Raw genomic sequence first — 20,926 nt, forward strand, 5'->3', positions numbered from 1 at the left:
TCCGTAAAAAAGGGAGCCGTTGAATGGCCCCCTTCTTCATTATCTTCCGAGAGTTACGTGGCCTCGTCCCAGACCGGTGCGAGCCCCTCAGGGCTGACGATCCGGCCTTTTGGCTGCGCGAGCGCGTGGATTGCAGCCATCTCGTCCTGGGAAAGCGCAAAATCGAAGATGGCAGCATTTTCTGCCGCGCGGGCTTCCGACACCGTCTTGGAGAGGGTGATCAACCCCTGCTGGACGATCCAGCGAAGAACGATCTGGGCAATCGACTTTCCTTGTCGACCGGCAATGTCCTTCAGCACCGGGTCCGAAAGCACCTTGCCATCAGCCATGGCATAATAGGCGGTTACCGACATACCGAGGCTGGCGGCAGTCTCCATGACAAGCGACTGGTCGAGATAGGGGTGATATTCGACCTGGTTGTTGACGAGCGGCAAATCGCTGAGGCGCGCCGCGTCGCGCATCAAGGTCCGGTTGAAGTTGGAAACGCCGATATGGCGAACCTTGCCTGCCTTTGCGACTGCGTTCAATGCACCGATCTGCTCGGCAAGCGGCACGGCATCGTTCGGCCAATGCAGAAGCAGGAGGTCGACGTAGTCCGTCTTCAGCTTCTTCAGACTCTCGTCGACCGAAGCGACGAACGCTTTTTGAGAGTAGTTCTCGACCCAGACCTTCGTCGTCAGGAACAGATCTGCGCGAGCGATGCCCGAGCGCAGAATACCGTCGCCGACGTCAGCCTCGTTGCCGTAGATCTGGGCGGTATCGATGTGCCGATAGCCATTACGCAGCACATAGTCCACCATGCGCTGGGTATCCGGGCCAGGCATACGGAACGTGCCGAAGCCGAGAGCTGGGATGGATGCGCCGTTGGCGTTGACGATTTCCATTGGAATAGTCCTTTACTTTAGATCGTGATCAGGCGGCGTAGGAAACGGCCTGCGTTGCGGAAGCCGAGCGGCGATCGAGTGCGCCGCTCCAGAGGGTAAACAGCAGGGCAGCGACGACGAGAATCGCACCGACCCAGGGTGTGGCGCTGAGGCCCAGCGAGGATTCCACCACCAGACCGCCGACCCAGGCACCTGCGGCTATGCCGAGGTTGAAGGCGGCGATATTGAGCGCCGAGGCTACATCGACGGCGGCGGGGCGAACCTGCCGGGCAAGCTGGACGACATAAAGCTGCAGGCCCGGCACATTGGCGAATGACAGAAAGCCGAGAGCTGCGAGCGTCGGGATTGCAAGCCACGGCGAGACGGCGGTGAAGCTGAAGAGGACAAGCACGACCGCCTGGGCGGCAAACAGCCAAATCAGAGCCCGAACCGGGTTGCCGTTGGCAAGGCGACCACCCACGACGTTGCCGATTGCGATCGCAATACCGTAAACCACCAGGATGAGGCTGACGGCCGAGGCGGCAAACCCGGTGACTTCCTGCAGGATGGAAGCCAGGAACGTGAAAGCGACGAAGGTGCCGCCGTAACCGAGCGCGGTCATGGCAAAGACGATCAGCAACCGACCACTGGCAAGCACTCCAATCTGCTCACCAATGCTCGCAGGCGGCGCTTTCTTGAGATTGGAAGGCAGCAACAGCAAGATGCCGGCAAAAGCGACGATACCGAGGCCCGCGACAGCCGCAAAAGTCGCGCGCCAGCCGAAGGTCTGGCCAATGAACGTACCCAGGGGAACGCCAGTGACGATGGCAACGGTCAGACCCATGAACATCATGGCGATCGCCGAGGCACGACGGTTCTCCGGCACGAGATCGGCCGCGATCGTCGAGCCTACGGAGAAGAATACGCCGTGAGCGAAGGCTGAGAGCACGCGCGCGACCAGCAGCGGCGCATAGGACGGGCTCAAGGCCGCCATGCTGTTGCCGATGATGAACAGCGCCATCAGGCCAAGCAGCAGCGGCTTGCGCTCGATACGGCCGGTCAGTGCCGTCAGGATCGGCGCGCCGAAGGTGACGCCAAGCGCATAGACGCTGACAATGAGGCCGGCAAGCGGCAGGTTGATATGGAGGTCGGTCGCCACGGTGGGTAGCAGGCCGACAATAACGAATTCGGTTGTACCGATCGCATAGGCCGCGATCGTCAACGCAAAAAGTGCGAGAGGCATGGGTTCACCCGATCGAGAAGGCAGCCGGAAATCTCGGCTGTGTTGGTTCTTGTTCGGGAGGGAATATGAGGCCGGGACATTCAATCGATAATCACCTATATTACCTCAACACTTATGAATTAAATTCAAAGCTAGGAGGCAAGCTTGGACAATCGTGCCGGCGAGATGGATGTCTTCGTTCAGGCAGCGACGTCGAGAAGCTTTTCGGCGGCTGGCCGCAAACTGCGCCTTTCGCCCTCCGCCGTCAGCAAGCTCGTCACCCGGTTGGAGGAGCGGCTGGGCACGCGCCTGTTGGTGCGCACAACCCGTTCGCTGCAATTGACGCCCGAAGGAGAGATTTACCTCGAAAAAGCGCGGGCGATCCTGGCGGATATTCAGGAGGCGGAGCGGATTGTGGCATCCGGCGGCGCCACCATCCCTCGCGGCCTGTTGCGCGTCAGCGCCTCGGTTGCTTTCGGGGTGCAATGCATTGTCCCGATCATGCCCGATTTCTTGCAGCGCTATCCGGAGATCGAACTCGATATCTCCCTGACGGACAGCGTCATCGATATCGTCGGGGAGCGAGCCGACGTTGCCATCCGCGCCGGTTCCTTGCGGGACAGCTCACTCAAGGCTCGCAAGCTCATGGAGAGCCGCCGCGTCATCGTTGCCGCCCCCTCCTATGCCGCGCGGAACGGCCTGCCGAAAACACCGGACGAACTCGACGATCATAATTGCCTGACCTTCAACTTTCGCCCGACCGCAGAAGGGTGGCCCTTCCGCGATCCAAGGAGCGGCACACATTTCGTCAAGACTGTGCAGGGGAACTTGCAGGCCAATAATGGACCGACCGTCCGCAGCCTTTGCGTTTCGGGCATGGGCCTTGCCCGGATCGGCCAATTCCATGCCCAGTCGGATATCGACGCCGGCAGGCTCGTGACGGTTCTCGAAGATTTCAACCCGGAAGACATAGAGCAAGTCCATGCCGTCTATGCCGGCCACGAGCACCTGGCGGCCCGCATCCGCGCCTTTATCGACTTTCTGGTTAACCGAATCGGATAGAAATAGCCGGATGTGCACAGCCCGGAGGCAGATTTGGAAACGGCGCTCTATCTCCCCATCAAGACATTTCTCGAAGCCGCCGGCTATGCCGTAAAGGGCGAGATCGGTGGCTGCGACCTCGTCGGGCTGAATGACGGCGAGCCACCGCTTGTCGTCATCTGCGAACTGAAGATGAGCTTCAACCTCGAGCTCATCCTGCAAGCTGTGGATCGGGCCGCCGCAAGTGACGAGGTCTGGATCGCCGCCCGCGTCTCGGCAAAGGGCAAGGGGCGAGAAGGTGATCGCCGCTTCCGCGATCTTTGCCGAAGGCTCGGCTTCGGCATGCTGACGGTATCGGACAGCGATGTCGTCGATATCTTGGTCAGCCCGGTCGCGCCGATGCCACGCAAGAATGCACGGCGCAGATCACGCCTTGTTGAAGAACACCGCCGGCGCAAGGGCGATCCGGCCCTCGGCGGCAGCACGCGCAAGCCGATCATGACCGCCTATCGCCAGCAGGCCCTTGCCTGCGCCGCTGCGATCGAAAACGGCGCGCAACGCCCCAAGGAGATGCGTGAAACCGCACCGAAGGCCCCGCAAATTCTGAGAGATAACGTCTACGGCTGGTTTGAGCGCGTCGATCGCGGCGTCTACGCCTTGACCGAGCTTGGAACGGAAGCGCTCAAGCGATGGCCTGCACCGCAGCCTTAAATATGGAGATTTTCCGGCCGAACAACATTAAATTCATGTAATATCTTAAAATTCGGCAATAAAAACATGATCAATATTTAATTTGTAAAAGTCATTTGGCGGATCATATTAAACGTCAGCGCCAGTTCAGTTTTATACTTCGCTTCCCCAAAGTAAAATCGGGAAACAAAGGCTCCCGGAACGCATTGGCGCGACTCCATTCGACGCCTGTCCCGGACATGGACAAGACGCCAATTCGCCAACAATCTCGCAAGGGACTTTTGCCATGTCATCTCTTCTTCGCAAACACCGCACCGCCGCCATCGTCGGCGCCGCCATCATCGTCGGCGCAGGCGCCCTGCCTTTCGCCTTTAGCACCTCGGCAAGCGTTGCCGCCGCTGCCGAGCCGGCAGGCATCATCGCACCCGGCGGCTCTTTTGCTCCGATCGTCGATGCCGACAAGCCCGCCGTCGTCACCGTCACCACAACCATGAAGGCGACCGACACGAGCGCCGACAGCAGCAATTCGCCGATGGATGAACAGTTCCGCCAATTCTTCGAAAACCAAGGTATTCCCTTCCCGAAGCAGGCACCGCGCCAGCAGCAGAGCCAGCACGCGATGGCGCTCGGCTCCGGCTTCATCATCAGCCCTGACGGCATCATCGTCACCAATAATCACGTCATCCAGAACGCCGTCGACATCAAGGTGACACTCGATGACGGCACCGAACTGCCGGCCAAGCTCTTGGGCGCCGATGCCAAATCCGACCTCGCCGTATTGAAAATTCAAGCGCCGAAGCCGCTCGCAACCATCGCATGGGGCGATTCCGACAAGCTGAAACTCGGTGACCAGATCCTGGCGATCGGCAATCCGTTCGGCATCGGCACGACCGTTACCGCCGGCATTGTCTCGGCTCGCGGCCGCGACCTGCACAGCGGCCCGTACGACGACTTCATCCAGATCGATGCCCCGATCAACCACGGCAATTCCGGCGGCCCGCTTGTCGACCGTGAAGGCAATGTCGTCGGCATCAACACCGCGATCTATTCGCCAAACGGCGGCAGCGTCGGTGTCGGCTTCGCCATTCCTTCCGATGAAGCCAAAGCGATCGTTGCCAAGTTGGAAAAGAACGGGTCGATCGATCACGGCTACCTCGGTGTCGCGATACAGCCGGTGACCTCCGATGTCGCCAACGCCATGGGCCTGTCGAAGACGGAAGGCGCGCTGGTTGCCAATGTCACCGACGATACGCCGGCGGCCCGTGCCGGCATCAAGAGCGGCGACATCGTCACCGCTGTCGGCAACGAGACAGTCAAAACGCCGAAGGACCTGTCACGGCTCGTCGCTGATCTTGCTCCTGGCGACAAGCGCTCGGTCACCCTGTGGCGCGATGGCAAGAGCATGGATGTCAGCGTCACCATCGGCGGCAATGACGACACCAAGCAGGCTTCAAACGAGAATGGCGACGGCAAGGTGCAGCCTTCAAACCAGCCGAGCATCGGCGTCGGCCTCGCCAACCTTACGCCCGATGTCCGCCAGCAGTTGAATCTGCCCCGTGGCGTCGAGGGTGCGGTGGTCGCCAGCGTCAACCCGGACAAGCCGGCCGCCGCCGCCGGCATCCAGACCGGCGACATCATCGTCTCCGTCAACGACCAACCGGTGCGCAACGCCCATGAGGTGCAGACGGCCGTCGCCAAGGCCGGCAAGGATGGCCGTAAATCCGTCCTGCTGCTGATCGAACGTGACGGCGACAAAACCTTCGTTGCAGTACCCTTCTCAGCTGCTTAAAAGCCTGAAATCCCTCATGATCGGCCCGCTTCCTTCCAGGAAGCGGGCCGATTGTCGTTACGTCACCAGCAATCCCTGGCGTTCCGCGAGACCGATCGTCGCCAAGGTCCCGGCGTTAAAGGGCAGAAAGTCCGTTTCGATGCCGTCGCTGAAGATGACCCCATGCTCGGCCATCTCCGACATCACAGTCATCGGCATCTCCGTTCCAATCTGCCCCGAGACCAGCGAAACGCCTGTGGTACGGCTCGGGAACGGTTCCCGCACGAAATAGTGCAGGAACTCGGCGTCCCAGGGAAACGAAGCGTCGGCAATGCCTGCCGGCAACTCAAGGCCGCAACTCGCGGCCGCTCCCGCCCAACCGGCGTAGAGGCTTTTCAACCATCCCGTCGACCCCATGCCTGTGGAAACGATGATACCACTCGACGATTGCCGTTCGTGCCTTTCGCCGACATGCAGGTCGTAACGCGCCGAGACATGGCTGCGCGGGCCGATGAAGAGGTCGTTGACCGCGTAGAGCACCTCGCCGGTATTGAGCGCAGCCTTTGCCATGCTGACGCGCTTGAGTGGCCGGCGCTGGGCCAAGGCCTCGGGTAGAACCTTGCGGACATCGGCCGCCTGGAACGGTAGCAGGACGCCGTCCCATCGTTTGGGATCGGGATTGACGCCAAGCACATTCTGGCCGTCGAGATACTTCAGCGTGTTGGCGACCAACCCGTCCTGCCCCAGCACGACGACGAGATCATCGGCGCCGAAGGTGAAGTTAGCGAGATAACGCCGATTGAGCCTCTGCACCCTGGCAATGTCTCGCAGGCTGGCCTCGACATCGCGGACCGCCGCCTGATAGTGCTGCTGCTCCGCCAGATAGTCGTCGAAATCCGCGCCTAAATGTTCGACGTAGAATTGCGCCTGCTGAACGGTGTTGAAGCGCGCGACAAGTTCGTCGAGACGGGTGTCGCGCACGATCAGGACGATCTTCCTGTCCGCAACCCTTTTATCGTCCGAGGCCGACATGGCTCACCCCCTTGCCTGTGGCTGCAGTATTTCACGCAGGAGATCGGGGGTGACGTTGAGCTGCCCAATCTTGGTGGCGTTGTCGGCAAGGTCGCGGAAGGCGAGCGCCATCAGCTGGCCCGGATCCATGCCGACCGAGGCCAGTGCCTGCAGCATCTTGGGATCCGCGTCGCCGAACGACTTCATCATGGCGGCAAGCCCATAAGCTTTCGCGTCGGCCTCCTCGCGAGCATTACCCGAAGCGAGAGCCACCAGAGCCTTGTTCTGCTCTTCAAGCGCGATCTTGCCGGTCATCTCCTCCCGACGGATCTGCAGCCGCCGTTCCTGTACCGAACGTTCCGCATCCATCTGCGCCTCGCGGACCTGACGTTTCTTGTTCTCGACGGCGATCTCTGTCGCCAGCTCGTTTTCCTTGATGGTTCGTTCCTGCTCGACGCTTGCGTTGCGCCGGGCGTAGATTGCCTCGTCGGCGCTGCGCAGCAGCGCTTCGCGCGCCCCGGCTTCCAGAGCCTTTGCGGTTTCCGGTTTGGGCTTCACCGCCAGGATCGACAGGCTGAGCAGCTCGAGACCCAGCGCCTGCAGCACCGGGTGATCATGCAACGCCGCCGCCACGCGCCCGACGAGCAACTCGCCGGCGGCCAGCACCTCCTTCAGCGACAAGGCCTGAACTTCGGCACGCATGACGACCTGAACCTGGTCGATCAAGCGTTGCGACAGCTTTTGTGGGTCTTCCGATCCGTAAACACCTTTGGCGCTCAGCGAAAAATCGAGCAGTTCGGCGGTTCGTTTCGGCTCGGCAATGCGATAGGTGATCTGCCCCTGAACGGTCACCTCTTGGAAGTCCGAGGTCACCTCGGGAAAGATGAACGGCTCGTTGACGCTTGCCGTCGGCACCACGACCAGCGAGGTCGACGGGGCGAAATACCAGAACGAAAGCCCTGCGCCCTCTCGCTGCGGCCGGCCGCTGCGATACTGGATCACATACTGTGTCGGTTGAGCCTTGATGAAACGAAATCCGAACATGACTGCCTCCTGAAAAGTGGCGCTGCAAACTGCGATGAGGCGAACAAACATCACTTATTGTATTTTGTCAACTAAGTTAGTTGAAACTTTACACTAAGAGCCCGTTGCCGTATGGTCGAAGCCATGAGCAACCCTGAAGATATTCACCCAAGACCGATCGTTTCGGTTGATCTCGCAATCTTCGCACTGACGCAGGACGGGCTTGAAGTTCTCCTGACAAAGCGCGGTGCGGAGCCGTTTGTCGGCAGCTGGGCCCTGCCCGGCGGCTGGATTCACGTCGATGAAGACCGGGACCTCGAAACGGCGGCGCAACGTGTGCTGACCGATAAGACAGGGGTCGCGACGCCCTACTTCGAGCAAGTTGGCGTTTTCGGAAATACGACACGCGATCCACGCGGCTGGAGCCTGAGCGTGACCTATATGGCCTTGATCACGCAGAATGCCGTCATCCCCACGCAAGGCGGCAATGTCACCGACGTCGCCTGGCATTCGATCAGCGACGAGGCGACAATGGCCTCGCTTGCCTTCGATCACACCGCGATTTTGAAGGCGGCGGTCACGCGGCTGCGCAACAAGGTGGAATACACGACCTTGCCCGTGCACCTTTTGCCGGAAGCCTTCACCCTGAGCGAACTGCAGACCGTCTACGAGCGGCTTCTTGGCCGCGTTCTTGATAAATCCGCTTTCAGAAAGCGCATGGCGGAAGTTGATTTCATCGAGCCGCTCGCGGGGAAAATGCGCCGCGGCAGCAATCGTCCAGCCCAACTTTACCAACTCAAGCAAGCGCGCTCGACTGCCTTCTTCGACCGGACGATTTGAAACAGGCCAATTGCGCAGAAGAGGCAATTCGTCTTTGACACACAGCTCTTTTTGTCCAAACTCTGCCTTTGTGATGGTACAAATAGGCCCGGGGCCGATTGAAACGGCTCGACAGGAAGTCTAAGCCCTACCGGTCAGATCGGCGGCAAAGGCCCGGTAAACAGGATTAAGCGGCGGCAGGAGTTGGAGTGACTGATCCCTACGATATTCTCGGCGTTGCGCGCGATGCGAACGAGGAACAGATCAAGGCTGCCTATCGCAAGCGCGCGAAGGCGGCTCATCCGGATTCCGGCGGCGACACCGATGCCTTCGCACGGCTGCAGAAGGCCTATGAGTTGCTTCTGGATCCCGTGCGCCGCAAGGTGTTTGACGACACCGGCTATGATGTCGAGTTGACCGATGCCGTCGACCTGCAGGCATTGGTCGCGATCGAGAAACTCATTACCGAAATCGTGCTGGACGAACGGGCGCCGGGCACGTTCGATCCCGTCGCAAAGATGCGCGCGAGCCTTCTCGAGGAAATTCGCAAGGCGAATTTCAGCAAGAGCGAGCTTGAGCGGCACTCCAACCGCATCAGCCTTCATCTCGACCGGTTGGGCCAGCGCCCGGGCAAGGATGTCGTCGGCCACATGCTGCGCGCGCGCATCAAGGCGATCGCCACGGCCATCAGCGAAACACAGGCAAAGATCGGCGCCACCGAACGCGCCTGCGACATGCTGGAAGGCTATCTCTATGAGATGGACGGCTTCGAGGACCACTCCGAGGTGGATGCCGCTGCAGAGATCGAATGGGAAGAGCCGCGGGTTCGCTCTGCCGCGCAATAGATCGCACGTTCCCGTCGCCTTCAGGAAACAGATTTCGCGTCTACCTTGATCGCGAGATCATTTTCAGCAACGCAATGTTGCAATGCAATAATCGTCCCTAGACAAATAGAAGACCTGGCCTAGATCAAGCCTCCAGTACGCCAGATGTTCCATCGCAAGATGGCGGCACGGCAATTGATCGATGCGGGAGAATGCCTGCCTCGGTCGACAATCGAAAAGGCGAGGTATGCGGTTGCTGGCTTCCGAAGCGGATGAAATCGTCTTTGACCATCTGAGTGAAAACCGATCGCGGGCAGCCTTGAGAGGCGCATTCTGGTCGGCCTTGGACACATTGATCCCGACAGCGCTGAACAGTCTCGTCTTCGTCGTGACCTCGAGATTTCTTCTGCCGCAAGATTTCGGCCTCGTGGCCCTCGCCTTCGCCATCGTCAGCTTCACCGCCGGCTTTGGCCCCACCGCCTTCGGTGAGGCGCTGATCCAGCAGAAATCGATCCGGCGCAGCCATCTCGATACGGTCTTCTGGCTCTCGTTTTTCTCGGCCGCCATTCTTTACGCCGCGCTGTTTGGGCTGTCTTCGACCGTTGCCCATTGGGTCGGACACGATGAGATCGTCAATCTTTTGATGATCATCGGACTGAAAATCTTCTTCGACATGATGATCATCGTTCCCAATGCCCTCATCGGCAGGACGATGTCCTTTCATCTGGCGGCCGCGCGCACCGCGATCGCAACCGCCGTATCCGCGACCATTTGCCTATCGTTGATCCTCGCCGGTTTCGGGATTTGGGCGCTCGCAATCGCGCAGATCGCGGCACCTGCTGCGGCCTGCATTGCGGCCTTCTGGGGCGCTAGATGGGTGCCCGGCGTCCGGATCAAGCTCTCGAGCCTGAAAGAGCTGTTGCATTACGGCATTTTTGCCTCGGGCAACCGCTTCCTGCAGACGATGAATCTCGACCAGCTGATCATCGGTACGCTGGTAAGCCCGGCTGCCCTCGGCATCTATAATTTCGCCCGGCGGCTCTATGAAATGCTCAACAATGTCGTCGCCGGCGGCCTGACCTCGGTCAGCCACGTGCTGCTTTCGTCTTTGCAGCATGACCAGAACAAGGTCCGCGAAGCCTTCCTGATGGCGACCTTCGGCTGCTCTCTCGTGTCTTTCCCCGCCTTCATGGGGCTTGCCGCCGTTGCCGACGACGCCATTCCGCTGATCTTCGGAGCACATTGGACGGCGGCGATCTGGCCGGTTCGTTTCTTCTGCGTGATCGGCCTCATGGGCGGCATCGGCGTGATCCAGGCATCACTGATCACCAGCCAGGGTAAATCCGACTGGTGGTTCTACTATCAGCTGGTGCGCAACATCGTCACCATCGCGACCGTGTTTATTCTCTACCCTTACGGCGTATCGACCATCGTCTTCGCGCTGATGCTCGAAGTGCTGATGCTATGGCCCGCCACATTGTGGATGGTTTCCCGGTTGATCGGGCTCAGCATTCCGGAATATTTCGGTCAGTTCCTGAGGCCGATCGCCGCCTATCTCGGCATGCTCGTCGCCGTCCTCGCGACGTCCTCGGCGCTCAGCGACTGGTCGATGGCCGCGCGCCTCGTCAGCGAGATCCTTGTCGGCGGCATCACCTACTCGGCCCTGATCTTCCTACTATGCAGGGAAAGGATCCTCTTCCTGGTGCGCACGACTTTGCAAGGTCGCCGCGCCCGAACCCAATAGCAATGTCGCGGATGCAGGCCCCAGGCAAGACTGGGGTCTGCAGCGCCTCTTCAGCTCCCGCAACAGCCGTACCTCCCGTGAAAAGGGCGTGTCATGACACTGGTTACCTTCATCATCCCCGTTCGCCATCAGGCCAATTCCAATGATTGGCCTTCGCTGAAAAGCCGGCTGTCCCAAACGATTGCCTCCATTTCCGGGCAATCCAACGGTGACTGGCGCGGCGTGATCGTCGCCAATGAAGGGGCGGATCTGCCGGACCTGCCGCCTAAATTCTCCGTCGAGCGCGTCACCTTTCCGCCAAACCAGCTGCACGACATCAATGGCGCCGACCGGGAAAAGGTTTATGACGCCTTCCGGCTGGACAAAGGGCGCCGGGTGCTCAGCGGCATGTTGTCCGCGCGTGACTCACGCTTTTTCATGATCGTCGACGACGATGATTTCGTCAGCGCCAACATCGTCGAGTTCGCTGCAAAGAACAGCACTGCCAATGGCTGGAAGATCGACCGCGGCTATCTCTGGAACGAGGGAGGCCGGCTGCTGCTGCATCACAATGACTTCGCCAATTTCTGCGGCACCTCACTGATCATCCGCTCCGACCTGTACGGGCTGCCGGCAACCTTCGAGGAGGCCGATATCGACTACATCAAGTCCATGCTCGGCAGCCATGTCCGCATCGGCAAGATACTCGCGGAGGCCGGCTCCCCACTCGGATCGCTCCCCTTCCGCGGCGCCATCTACCGGGTTGGGCACGCAGGCGCGCACAGCAAGTCCTCCAATCTCATCCGCACGCACTTTCTCAACGCATCCGTGTTGCGCCGGCCGCGCCAGCTCCTCTCCAATCTCTCGCGCGTACGCCCTCTGGATCAAAGCCTGCGAAGAGAATTCTTCGGTGCCCGCACGGTCGGATAGGACCCAAGCTGCGCTGTTATCCAGAGAGGTTTTGCCCCATGACGGCTGCTACACCAAGACATAGATACGCCGCCCTGGATGCGATGCGCGGCCTCGCGGCACTCGCCGTCGTCGTTTATCATCTCGACAGGCCCTATGCGCCGTCGGCCTATATCGCCGTCGATTTCTTCTTCGTACTCAGCGGCTTCGTCATCGCCCGAGCCTATGGTGAAAAGCTCGCAGGCGGCATGACCGTGTTAGCCTTCATGAAAGCACGCTATGCGCGCCTTTATCCGCTCTTCCTGATCGGAAGCGTTTTCGGCCTCGTGCAATTGCTGCTTCATTGGCAGGCAGCAGGCGTCGGTCGGGCCGATCTTGGCGCGAGCATCCTATCGACGGTCTTCATGCTGCCTTCGCCCAGCTTTCTGAGCCGCTCTGCCGGCGACATCTGGCCGCTCTATCCGTTGAACGGCCCGGCTTGGTCGCTGTTCTGGGAACTGTTGGCCAATCTGATATTCGCGCTCGTGCTTTTCAGGCTGACAACGCGAACGCTCATCCTCATCGCTGCGGCATCCCTGGCGATGCTGATCGCCTCGGTTTTCTTCCATAAATCACTCGATCTTGGCTGGGAATGGCGCTCGGTCGATGGCGGCTTTGCGCGCGTCTTCTTCTCGTTCACCCTCGGCATGATCATCTATCGCCTTCGAAACGTCGCTGCGTTCGGCCGGACGATAAACAGTTATGCCGCCCTGCTGCCGATAGCGGCGATCTGCATCTTGCTGCTCCTCCCCACCTACTCGCTGAAATATGCGCTGGTGTTCTGCATCCTGGTCTCGCCGCTTATCGTCCTTGCCGGCACGATGCTCGAATTGCCGGCAAGGCTGCAGCGGTTCGGCATTTTTCTCGGCTACCTCTCCTACCCGATCTACATGTGCCATCGCGGCTTTACCGAGATCTACGGACACCTGATGCGTGACATCCAAGTGCCTCAGCCGATCTACATCGCGATCTACCTCATTGCGATCGTCATCATTGCGCTCATCGCGGCCAGGCTTGCGACGATCTTGGTTCGCTATGCCGGATCGTTGAAATCGACGCCGAAAAGGGTCGAGGCAGGTCAAGGCAGCTAGTCTGGCACGATCAGGTGTGAGTGGCCGCCAGTGCAATGGCATCGGCGACTTCCTCGAGACGTTCCGAGAGCGTGGCCGTGACAACGCGCAGGTGATTGCTCGGCAGAATGGAGAATTTGGCCCCTGGGCTGACTGCTATGCCGCGGGCCGCCAGCGTTACCATTGCGAACGGTTCGGACGAAATGGGGATCCAGGCACATAGGCCGGCACCGTGCAGTGCAGGCACTTCGCGCTCGTCGAGCGCATCGATCAGTGCAGCGCGGCGTTGTTCATAGATGTTGCGGGCATGATCCAAGCAGGCCTCGGTCGCGGGATCGCGCAACAGCCACGCCGCCGCCGATTGCAGGATACGGCTGGTCCAGCCCGAACTGAAGCTGCGATAGGACTGAATCTGGTCGATGATCGCCCGCGAACTCGATAGCACTGCCAATCGCAGATCCGGCCCATGCGTCTTCGAAAACGATAGAATATGGATGACCCGATCGGGATAGAGCCGACCCATCGATTGGCGCGGCACTGCGGAAATATCCGCCACGCCGTCATCCTCGACGATCAATGTATCCTTATCGCGAAGAACCTCTGCAAGACTTGCCATGCGAGCCGCACTAACGCTTTGGCCGGTGACGGAGTGCAGACGCGGCTGAAAGACAAACGCAACCGGGCGGTATTTCATCGCCTCTTCCAGCGATGACACCAGGGGGCCTTCTTCATCGCATCGCACTGGAATGATCCGCGCACCGCGATCTTCGAGAATGTCCAGCAGCCGCATGCCCGTGGGGTCCTCTATGGCGACTGAAGCACCCGGCATGACCAGAGCATTGATTAGCGTATAGACGGCGTTGTACCCGCCGTTGGTCGCCAGGAGAGCCTCTGGCTCATAGGGCCAGTTTTTCCGGACTGCCGCCTCGAGTTCCGGGAGAATGCGGCTGCGTTCGTAGCTATTGAGATTCTCGGCCGAAGCACCGTGGGCCATCGCCGCTTCGAGCTTCGGAAGCAGCCTTATGTCCGGGCCAGCTGATGTCAGATCAAGCACACCATCGCCGTAGTGGCCGGCGCTGGCGAGCCGGGCCGGCTGGTTGATAAAGCGATCGCCGCTGACCCGGGTACCGTTGCGGCCACGCCCGCTGATGATTTTCTGGCGCCTAAGTTCACTCCATGCCTCTGAGAGCGTTGCCGGACTTATGCCGAGCGCGAATGCGAGATCGCGGATCGGCGGCAACTTCGTACCGACAGGCAGCGCCCCGGCGCGGATGAGCGCGCTGGTTTCCAATGCGATACCGCGAATTGTCCGATCGTTCAATTTTTCAGCAAACCACGTCGCGTCTCGATTTTCGCTCATTCCTGCGCCAATTTTAATGTTCAATAACGTAATAACATTTGATCACCCCATATTGAACATTTACTCATTTGGAAAACAAGCTTTCCCGCGAGTGAATTTCATGCCTCTTACTCTCCGCCTTGCTCTTCGTGACTGGGACTACATAACGCCATTGGTCTTGGGCGACGTCTCCTCCCCAAAACTCGATCTCAGGGTGGACCGGGTCGGAACCCTGATCTCGCATGTCGGCAAAAGTGATGCCTACGATGCCGCCGAAACGTCCTTCAGTCGCTACACGCAGATGCGCATCGAAGGTGATGAGAGCATCGTCGGCATTCCAAACTTCATCATGCGCGGATTTCGCCATCGTTGCGTCATCACCACCAAGGACAGCTCGGTCACGAGTTTTGCCCAGCTGGCAGGCAAGCGCATCGGCGTCACCGGTTGGCGTGATTCCGGCAATACCTGGACGCGCGCCGCACTTCGTCGTGAAGGCGTCGGCGTCGAGGACGCCATGTGGTATGCCGGTCGCCTGACCGAGGCCCATCCGATCACCGACCGTCTCGATGGGTTCGGCCGCCCCGGCCGGATCGAAGCGGCTCCCGATGAGAGACCCATGATGGATCTGCTGAAGGAAGGCCAGCTCGACGCAGTCTTCACGCCATTCATGCCCGACGGCTATTTCGCCGGCAATTCCGGCTTCCGCCAGCTGCTGCCGGATTTCCGTGCGGCCGAACATCGCTATTTTGCCGATGTGGGCTATGTACCCGGTATGCATCTGATCGGCTTCAAGGCGGAGTTCGTCGCCGAGCATCCCTGGGTTATCGCCGAATTGAATGCGCTGCTCGATGAATCCCAGCGCGTCTGGCTGAACAAGCGGCGCAAATATGCCGATACCACCCCCTTCATGCTCGACGAATTGTTGAAGTCGGCGACCGAACTGCCGGAAGGCTGGGATGGGAGCGGCTTTGCCGCCAACCGCAAGATGATCGGCGACTTCGCTTCGGAACTGCACATACAGGGCATTTTGCCGAGACTGATGACGCCGGAGGAGCTCTTTCCCATCGACATCGATGGCAGCCGGACGAGCGCGGCCTGATCAGCAACTGAAATTCAAAGACGCAAAGCAAAAGGGGAATAAATATGTCATTGAAAAAACTCACATACATCGCTGCGGCAAGCCTGATGATTTCGGGTTCGGCCTTTGCTGAGGATGCTGCCCTGCCGAAACTCTCGGTCAATGAGCAGCTCCATGCCAGATTGCCGGAGACCATTCGCACCTCGGGCAAGATGGTATCCGTCAACAGCGGCTCTTTCCCTCCCTATGAGATCGTCAACGGCGCCTCCGATGTCACGGGCGCAAGCGCGGAATTGACCAAGGCGATCGGGCAGGTTCTCGGCGTCGAGATCAGCCATGCGACGGTGGGCGGGCTTCCTGCCCTGCTAAGCGGCATCAATTCGGGTCGCTTCCAGTATGCCGAAGGTCCGGTGGGCGATTTCAAGTCGCGCGAAGATGCCAATGATTTCGTCGACTATGTTCAGGAATTCGTCGTCTTCGCCGTCGAAAAGGGCAATCCGAAGGGCATCACCACGCTCGATACCGCCTGCGGGCACCGCATCGCAGTGATGGCGGGTGGGTCGGCCGAGAAGGTGATCAAGGCTCAAGCCGAGAAATGCACCAAGGACGGCAAGCCTGCACTTCAAGTCCAGTCTTTCACCGACCAGCCGACATCGATCCTTTCCGTGCGCTCCAAGCGTTCGGACGCGTTCTTCTCTTCGCAGGCCCCGCTGACCTATTTCGTTTCACAGGCAAACGGCCAGCTGGAGCTGGCAGGCGTCGGCCAGAAAAATGGCTTCGACGACCTGTTCCAGGGAGCGGTATTGCCGAAGAACTCGCCGCTTAGCCCCATTTTGCGCGATGCGATCAAAGAATTGGTCGACAACGGCACCTATGCAGCCATCATGAAGAAGTGGGGACTTGAGAACAACATGATCAAGGAGCCCGGTATCAACCTGGCTGCACAGGCGAGCAAATGACGACCAATCCTAGAGAAAGTGCACCGCCGCCATTCGGCGGTGCAGACTTTGAGCAGCGGGATGTGGCAAACGCCCATACGCCATTCCCGACGGGCCGTGTGGCGGCTTGGCTTTTCACTCTCTTGATCGCCGTCTATTTTGCGTGGTCGATCGCACATAACGAAAATTTTGGCTGGCATGTCGTCGCCCAATATTTTTTCGATCCAGTCGTCATAGACGGTCTTTACGTTTCGCTTGGACTAACCGTCGTCGCCATGGCCTTCGGCATCGTGCTCGGCCTGTTGTTGGCAATCGCGCGGCTGTCGAAGGATACGCTGGCAAGCTCGCTCGCCTCGCTCTACATCTGGTTCTTCCGCGGCACGCCGCTGCTTGTGCAGTTGATCTTCTGGTACAATCTCTCGACGCTGTTCCCGACATTGTCGATCGGCATCCCCTTCGGCCCGACCTTCGTCAGCTGGGACACGAATTCGGTCATCAGCCCGATGACGGCCGCAATCGCCGGGCTGGCGCTTAATGAAGCCGCCTACATGGCCGAGATCATCCGCGGCGGCCTGCTCTCGGTCGACAAGGGCCAGTTCGAGACGGCCGAGGCCTTCGGCATGACACGCATTCGCGCGCTACGCCGCATCATCATCCCGCAGGCCATGCGCTCCATCGTGCCGCCGACCGGCAACCAGCTCATCAGCATGATTAAAGCAACTTCGCTCGTCAGCGTGATCGCAATGGCCGACCTGCTCTATTCCGTTCAGTCGATCTACAACCGCACTTTCGAAGTCGTCCCGATGCTGCTGGTCGCAGTGATCTGGTATTTGCTGATCACCTCGGTGCTGAACATCGGCCAGAGCTATATCGAGCGTCACTATAGCCGCGCCGACCGTCGCTCTGTGGCGGTCAAGCCCGCAAAGGATGACACGCCGGCCCTCGTGCCCGCGCAGGAGGCCGGCCAATGAACGCCCACGTCAATCTGGCGCCGCTCGTCCGCGCCCGCAACGTTCACAAGTCCTTCGAGCATCTCGAAGTGCTGAAAGGCATCGACCTCGATGTCGCCCCCGGCGAAGTAGTCGTCATTCTCGGCCCATCGGGCTCGGGAAAATCGACCTTCCTGCGCTGCATCAACCATCTGGAATCGATCAATCGCGGATCGATCGAGGTGGATGGCGAGCAGATCGGCTACCGGCTGAACAAGGGGCGGCTCGTCAAGTTGTCCAGCTATGCGATCGCGCTTCAGCGCCGCAAGATCGGCATGGTGTTTCAGCAATTCAATCTCTACCCGCACATGACGGCACTGCAGAATGTCATCGAAGCGCCGATCGGTATCCATGGTGAGAGCCGGAAGCAGGCGACGGAGAATGCGCTGGCGCTGCTCGATCGCGTCGGGCTTTCGGCCAAAGCGGACAATTACCCGCGCCAGCTCTCCGGCGGCCAGCAGCAGCGCGTGGCGATTGCCCGGGCGCTTGCCATCAAGCCGAAGCTGATGCTGTTCGACGAGCCTACGTCCGCTCTCGATCCGGAGCTGGTCGGCGAGGTGCTTGCCACCATGCGCGACCTTGCCAGCCAGGGCTTGACGATGATCGTCGTCACCCATGAGATCGGCTTTGCCCGCGAAGCGGCCGACCGTGTCGTTTTCATGGATGGCGGCAAGATCGTCGAGCAAGGCAAACCCGAGGATGTGATCGGCAATCCGCAGCATCCCCGCACTAGAAGCTTCCTGTCGCGCTTCATCTAGCGCGACGGTTCATCATCAGTGCAGCCCGCCCGCCCCGTCGGCGCCTGGCGGTTCAAGCGAACCATTGGAATATAGTCATGACCCCCGACAACGATTTCGCCCGCCTCTCCGACTTCGAACCCATGAAGGCCGAACTGACCGGCATCCGGCAGCATCTGCACGCCAACCCCGAGCTTTCATTCGAAGAAGCGGAAACCGCGCGCTTCGTCGCCGAAAAGCTTGAGGCCTGGGGCTATGAGGTCACGCGCAATGTCGGCGGCCATGGCGTCGTCGCCAGGCTTTCGGCTGGAGCCGGCAAGAAGAGCATCGCCATCCGCGCCGACATGGACGCATTGCCGATCCTCGAGCAGACCGGTCGTTCCTATGCCAGCAAGACGCCCGGAAAAATGCATGCCTGCGGCCATGACGGCCACACGACGATGCTCCTCGGGGCTGCCGAATATCTGGCCCGCACCCGCCGCTTCAACGGTACTGTCAACCTGATCTTCCAGCCCGCTGAAGAGGCGGGAGTGATCAGCGGCGCCCAGGCCATGATCAAGGATGGCCTGTTCGAGCGCTTTCCCTTTGACGCGATCTTTGGCCTGCACAATCATCCAGGTGCACCGGAGGGTAGCTGGCTGACACGTTCAGGCCCGCTGATGGCGGCAGCCGACACGGTCGAGATCACCATAACCGGCAAGGGCGGCCACGCCTCACGCCCGCACCTGACCATTGACCCCATCGTCGTGGCTTGCAATCTGGTCGTCAGCCTGCAGACGGTTGTTGCCCGCAGCATCGACCCAACGCAGACAGCCGTGGTGACGGTCGGTTCCATCCACGCCGGAGAAGCTTCGAACGTCATACCCGAAAGCGCCAGGATGGCACTGAGCGTTCGCTCCTTCGATCCGAAGATCCGGGAACTGCTTGAGACGAGAATCCGCGCACTCACGCATTCCGTTGCCGACGGTTACGGCGCCAGTGTCGATATCGACTACATCCGCGGGTATCCCGTGGTTGTCAATTCGGAGAAGGAGACCGAACTCGCGCGTGCGGTGGCGGAAGAGTTGGTCGGAGCCGACAAGGTGTCCACATGCAGCCTCATCCCCGGTAGCGAGGACTTCGCGTACTTCCTGGAGCATAAGCCCGGTAGCTTCCTGCGCCTCGGCAACGGCGTCAATTCGCCGGTGCTGCATAGCGCAAAATATGATTTTTCCGATGAAAGCTTGACGGCTGGCGCCGCAATGTGGGCGCGGCTGACCGAGCGTTATCTCGACAGCTAAGCCGATTGCGTCGCATGCCCTGTCCAAGACCGGTGCGAAACCACGGCCCAAGCCACCAGTCGCGGCCAATCCGGCTTTTGCGCGCATGAAGGAAAGATTGAGGCGGCGTGAGACGCCGCCTGAAGATCTCGTCGCATCAGAGCACGGTCGAAACCGCTCTCTCGAAAGACACTACCTCTTGAGGGATCCGAGGCCGTCGGATGTGGCGGGTGCAGCGTTTTCTCGAGTCTCGGCCCGCAGCCCGGTCTTCAACTGCGAGTCCTGAGCCTGGACCAGCCGCCATTCACTTTCGAGGCGGTCAATCACATACGTCGGAATCTCATTTCGTACGTTTTCGAACTCTTGCATCACGACCTCCATTGTCATGCGATCATGGCATGCCATGGAAGAGTTTCTTTGTAAATCAATGCATTAAATAATTTAAACGATTAAAATTACTTTAATCGTTTGAAATTCCGGCGCCTGTGGAAAAGAATTTCCTGCTATCGGGTTTTCTGCACGACCAAGCCCGCGATTGGCAATATTTCAAGGCGCGGGGGACAATCCCCGAACGCAACGGCTCGCCCGCGACCGGGAGCCTATCGCTGCGCACGATTGTCGAGATCGAAATCCTGCACCCGCCAGATCGCGTCCTGTTGCTCGCGCATCGCCTCTGCGGCTTGTCGAACGACCTCGGAAATCCGCAGGAGCTGTTTCGCGAGTGGGCTCGTCTTGCGCCAGATCATGCCGATCGTTCGCGACGGTTGCGGGCTTTGGAACCGTACAGCCGAGACGGAGGCCGAGCGTGTTTCGACGGCGACCGCCATCTCCGGTATAAGCGTGACGCCAATGCCGGCACTGACCATTTGCACCAGCGTCGATAGCGAGCTGCCGTCCATCAGCTCGCGAGGCAGCGCCGATTGTATGTTGCAGAAGGATAGGGCCTGATCGCGAAAGCAATGCCCCTCCTCGAGCAGCAACAGGCGCATTTCACGCAGTGCTTCGCGATTGGGCACCGGCTTGCCTTCATCTTCGCTTGGCCGCACCAGCACGAAGTTTTCAGAAAAAAGCGACACCTCGGTCAGAGATGGCTCGGAAACAGGCAGCGCGACGATGGCCGTATCCAGCCGGCCCTCGGCCAGTTCCTCGACCAGCTTCGACGTCAGCGTCTCCCGCACATGAATATCGAGGCCGTCATACATGCTGGTAAGATTGCCGATGATGGTCGGCAGCAAGTAAGGCGCAACCGTCGGAATGATGCCAATCCTTAAACGGCCGACCGGCTGGCTGCGGGACGCGCGGGCGAGATCCCCCAACTCGTCCACGGACCGCAAAATCTCGCGGACGCGCTCGGCGAATGCCTCGCCGAAATTGGTGAGCCGGACCTGACGTGCACCCCTTTCGAACAGGTCGGTGCCGAGCTGTTCTTCCAATTCCTTGATCTGCATCGAAAGGGCAGGCTGTGAGATTGCACAGACATCGGCCGCTCGACCGAAATGACCATGCTTTGCCAGCGCCTCGAAATAACGCAACTGCTTGAGGGTGAGGTTTATCATAACTTCACCTTATCGCATCGATCAGGAA

Annotated in this window: 19 protein-coding genes; 13 read left to right on the plus strand and 6 right to left on the minus strand. The window is 59.8% G+C overall.

The window, feature by feature from the left end; all coding sequences use genetic code 11:
• Positions 1-53: 53 nt before the first annotated feature.
• Together ACIQJ2_RS01880 and ACIQJ2_RS01885 are read right to left on the minus strand one after the other, a co-directional pair.
• Complete coding sequence (locus ACIQJ2_RS01880; protein WP_400666196.1) at positions 54-884, minus strand: aldo/keto reductase; 831 nt, start codon at positions 882-884, stop codon at positions 54-56.
• A gap of 28 nt (positions 885-912) precedes the next feature.
• A complete protein-coding gene (locus ACIQJ2_RS01885; protein WP_400666194.1) occupies positions 913-2,106 on the minus strand; it encodes an MFS transporter in 1,194 nt (397 codons plus the stop codon).
• A gap of 144 nt (positions 2,107-2,250) precedes the next feature.
• Here ACIQJ2_RS01885 and ACIQJ2_RS01890 point away from each other — a divergent pair, with 144 nt between their 5' ends.
• From ACIQJ2_RS01890 to ACIQJ2_RS01900, 3 genes are all read left to right on the plus strand, one after another.
• Positions 2,251-3,147, plus strand: coding sequence for a LysR family transcriptional regulator (locus tag ACIQJ2_RS01890; protein WP_400666192.1), 897 nt, complete (start codon positions 2,251-2,253; stop codon positions 3,145-3,147).
• 33 nt (positions 3,148-3,180) lie between these two features.
• On the plus strand, positions 3,181-3,837 hold the full coding sequence (locus ACIQJ2_RS01895) for a DUF2161 domain-containing phosphodiesterase (protein ID WP_400666190.1): 657 nt from the start codon (positions 3,181-3,183) through the stop codon (positions 3,835-3,837).
• A gap of 265 nt (positions 3,838-4,102) precedes the next feature.
• Positions 4,103-5,605 (plus strand): DegQ family serine endoprotease, encoded by a 1,503-nt coding sequence (locus ACIQJ2_RS01900; protein WP_199150737.1) that lies wholly within the window; start codon positions 4,103-4,105, stop codon positions 5,603-5,605.
• A 57-nt stretch (positions 5,606-5,662) separates the two neighbouring features.
• On the opposite strand, the gene ACIQJ2_RS01905 is transcribed toward ACIQJ2_RS01900, so the two are convergent.
• A complete protein-coding gene (locus ACIQJ2_RS01905) occupies positions 5,663-6,616 on the minus strand; it encodes a sugar kinase (RefSeq protein ID WP_400666188.1) in 954 nt (317 codons plus the stop codon).
• Between the two features lie 3 nt (positions 6,617-6,619).
• Positions 6,620-7,639, minus strand: coding sequence for an SPFH domain-containing protein (locus ACIQJ2_RS01910; RefSeq protein WP_400666186.1), 1,020 nt, complete (start codon positions 7,637-7,639; stop codon positions 6,620-6,622).
• Between the two features lie 123 nt (positions 7,640-7,762).
• On the opposite strand from ACIQJ2_RS01910, the gene ACIQJ2_RS01915 reads away from it, so the two are divergent.
• The 5 genes from ACIQJ2_RS01915 to ACIQJ2_RS01935 all read left to right on the plus strand — a co-directional run bounded on the left by ACIQJ2_RS01915 (position 7,763) and on the right by ACIQJ2_RS01935 (position 13,023).
• Entirely contained in the window at positions 7,763-8,458 is a 696-nt protein-coding gene (locus tag ACIQJ2_RS01915; protein WP_199150734.1) for an NrtR DNA-binding winged helix domain-containing protein, read from the plus strand.
• Positions 8,459-8,646: 188 nt separating this feature from the next.
• On the plus strand, positions 8,647-9,282 hold the full coding sequence (locus ACIQJ2_RS01920; protein ID WP_199150733.1) for a DnaJ domain-containing protein: 636 nt from the start codon (positions 8,647-8,649) through the stop codon (positions 9,280-9,282).
• Between the two features lie 226 nt (positions 9,283-9,508).
• Positions 9,509-11,005 (plus strand): lipopolysaccharide biosynthesis protein, encoded by a 1,497-nt coding sequence (locus tag ACIQJ2_RS01925; protein WP_400666184.1) that lies wholly within the window; start codon positions 9,509-9,511, stop codon positions 11,003-11,005.
• Between the two features lie 93 nt (positions 11,006-11,098).
• Entirely contained in the window at positions 11,099-11,914 is an 816-nt protein-coding gene (locus ACIQJ2_RS01930; protein WP_400666182.1) for a galactosyl transferase, read from the plus strand.
• 38 nt (positions 11,915-11,952) lie between these two features.
• The gene (locus tag ACIQJ2_RS01935) at positions 11,953-13,023 is read left to right on the plus strand and encodes an acyltransferase family protein (protein ID WP_400666180.1); all 1,071 of its coding nucleotides are present in this window, start codon (positions 11,953-11,955) and stop codon (positions 13,021-13,023) included.
• A 10-nt stretch (positions 13,024-13,033) separates the two neighbouring features.
• On the opposite strand, the gene ACIQJ2_RS01940 is transcribed toward ACIQJ2_RS01935, so the two are convergent.
• Positions 13,034-14,362 carry a PLP-dependent aminotransferase family protein gene (locus ACIQJ2_RS01940; protein WP_400666178.1) on the minus strand — a complete coding sequence of 443 codons (1,329 nt, stop codon included), beginning with the start codon at positions 14,360-14,362 and terminating at the stop codon, positions 13,034-13,036.
• Between the two features lie 100 nt (positions 14,363-14,462).
• On the opposite strand from ACIQJ2_RS01940, the gene ACIQJ2_RS01945 reads away from it, so the two are divergent.
• From ACIQJ2_RS01945 to ACIQJ2_RS01965, 5 genes are all read left to right on the plus strand, one after another.
• A complete protein-coding gene (locus ACIQJ2_RS01945; protein WP_400666176.1) occupies positions 14,463-15,440 on the plus strand; it encodes a nitrate ABC transporter substrate-binding protein in 978 nt (325 codons plus the stop codon).
• 44 nt (positions 15,441-15,484) lie between these two features.
• The gene (locus ACIQJ2_RS01950) at positions 15,485-16,378 is read left to right on the plus strand and encodes an ABC transporter substrate-binding protein (RefSeq protein ID WP_400666174.1); all 894 of its coding nucleotides are present in this window, start codon (positions 15,485-15,487) and stop codon (positions 16,376-16,378) included.
• Positions 16,375-17,328 carry an amino acid ABC transporter permease gene (locus ACIQJ2_RS01955; protein ID WP_400666171.1) on the plus strand — a complete coding sequence of 318 codons (954 nt, stop codon included), beginning with the start codon at positions 16,375-16,377 and terminating at the stop codon, positions 17,326-17,328. Before ACIQJ2_RS01950 ends, ACIQJ2_RS01955 begins: the two co-directional genes overlap by 4 nt.
• On the plus strand, positions 17,325-18,104 hold the full coding sequence (locus tag ACIQJ2_RS01960) for an amino acid ABC transporter ATP-binding protein (protein WP_400666169.1): 780 nt from the start codon (positions 17,325-17,327) through the stop codon (positions 18,102-18,104). The genes ACIQJ2_RS01955 and ACIQJ2_RS01960 overlap by 4 nt, the downstream gene beginning before the upstream one ends.
• Positions 18,105-18,181: 77 nt before the next feature.
• Positions 18,182-19,363, plus strand: a complete 1,182-nt coding sequence (locus tag ACIQJ2_RS01965) for a M20 aminoacylase family protein (RefSeq protein ID WP_400666166.1) — start codon at positions 18,182-18,184, stop codon at positions 19,361-19,363.
• A 578-nt stretch (positions 19,364-19,941) separates the two neighbouring features.
• Here ACIQJ2_RS01965 and ACIQJ2_RS01970 read toward each other — a convergent pair.
• Positions 19,942-20,898, minus strand: coding sequence for a LysR substrate-binding domain-containing protein (locus tag ACIQJ2_RS01970; RefSeq protein ID WP_400666163.1), 957 nt, complete (start codon positions 20,896-20,898; stop codon positions 19,942-19,944).
• Positions 20,899-20,926: the final 28 nt, after the last annotated feature.

Source organism: Rhizobium sp. NPDC092011 (assembly GCF_044756305.1).
In the GTDB taxonomy this organism is placed as follows: Bacteria; Pseudomonadota; Alphaproteobacteria; order Rhizobiales; family Rhizobiaceae; genus Rhizobium.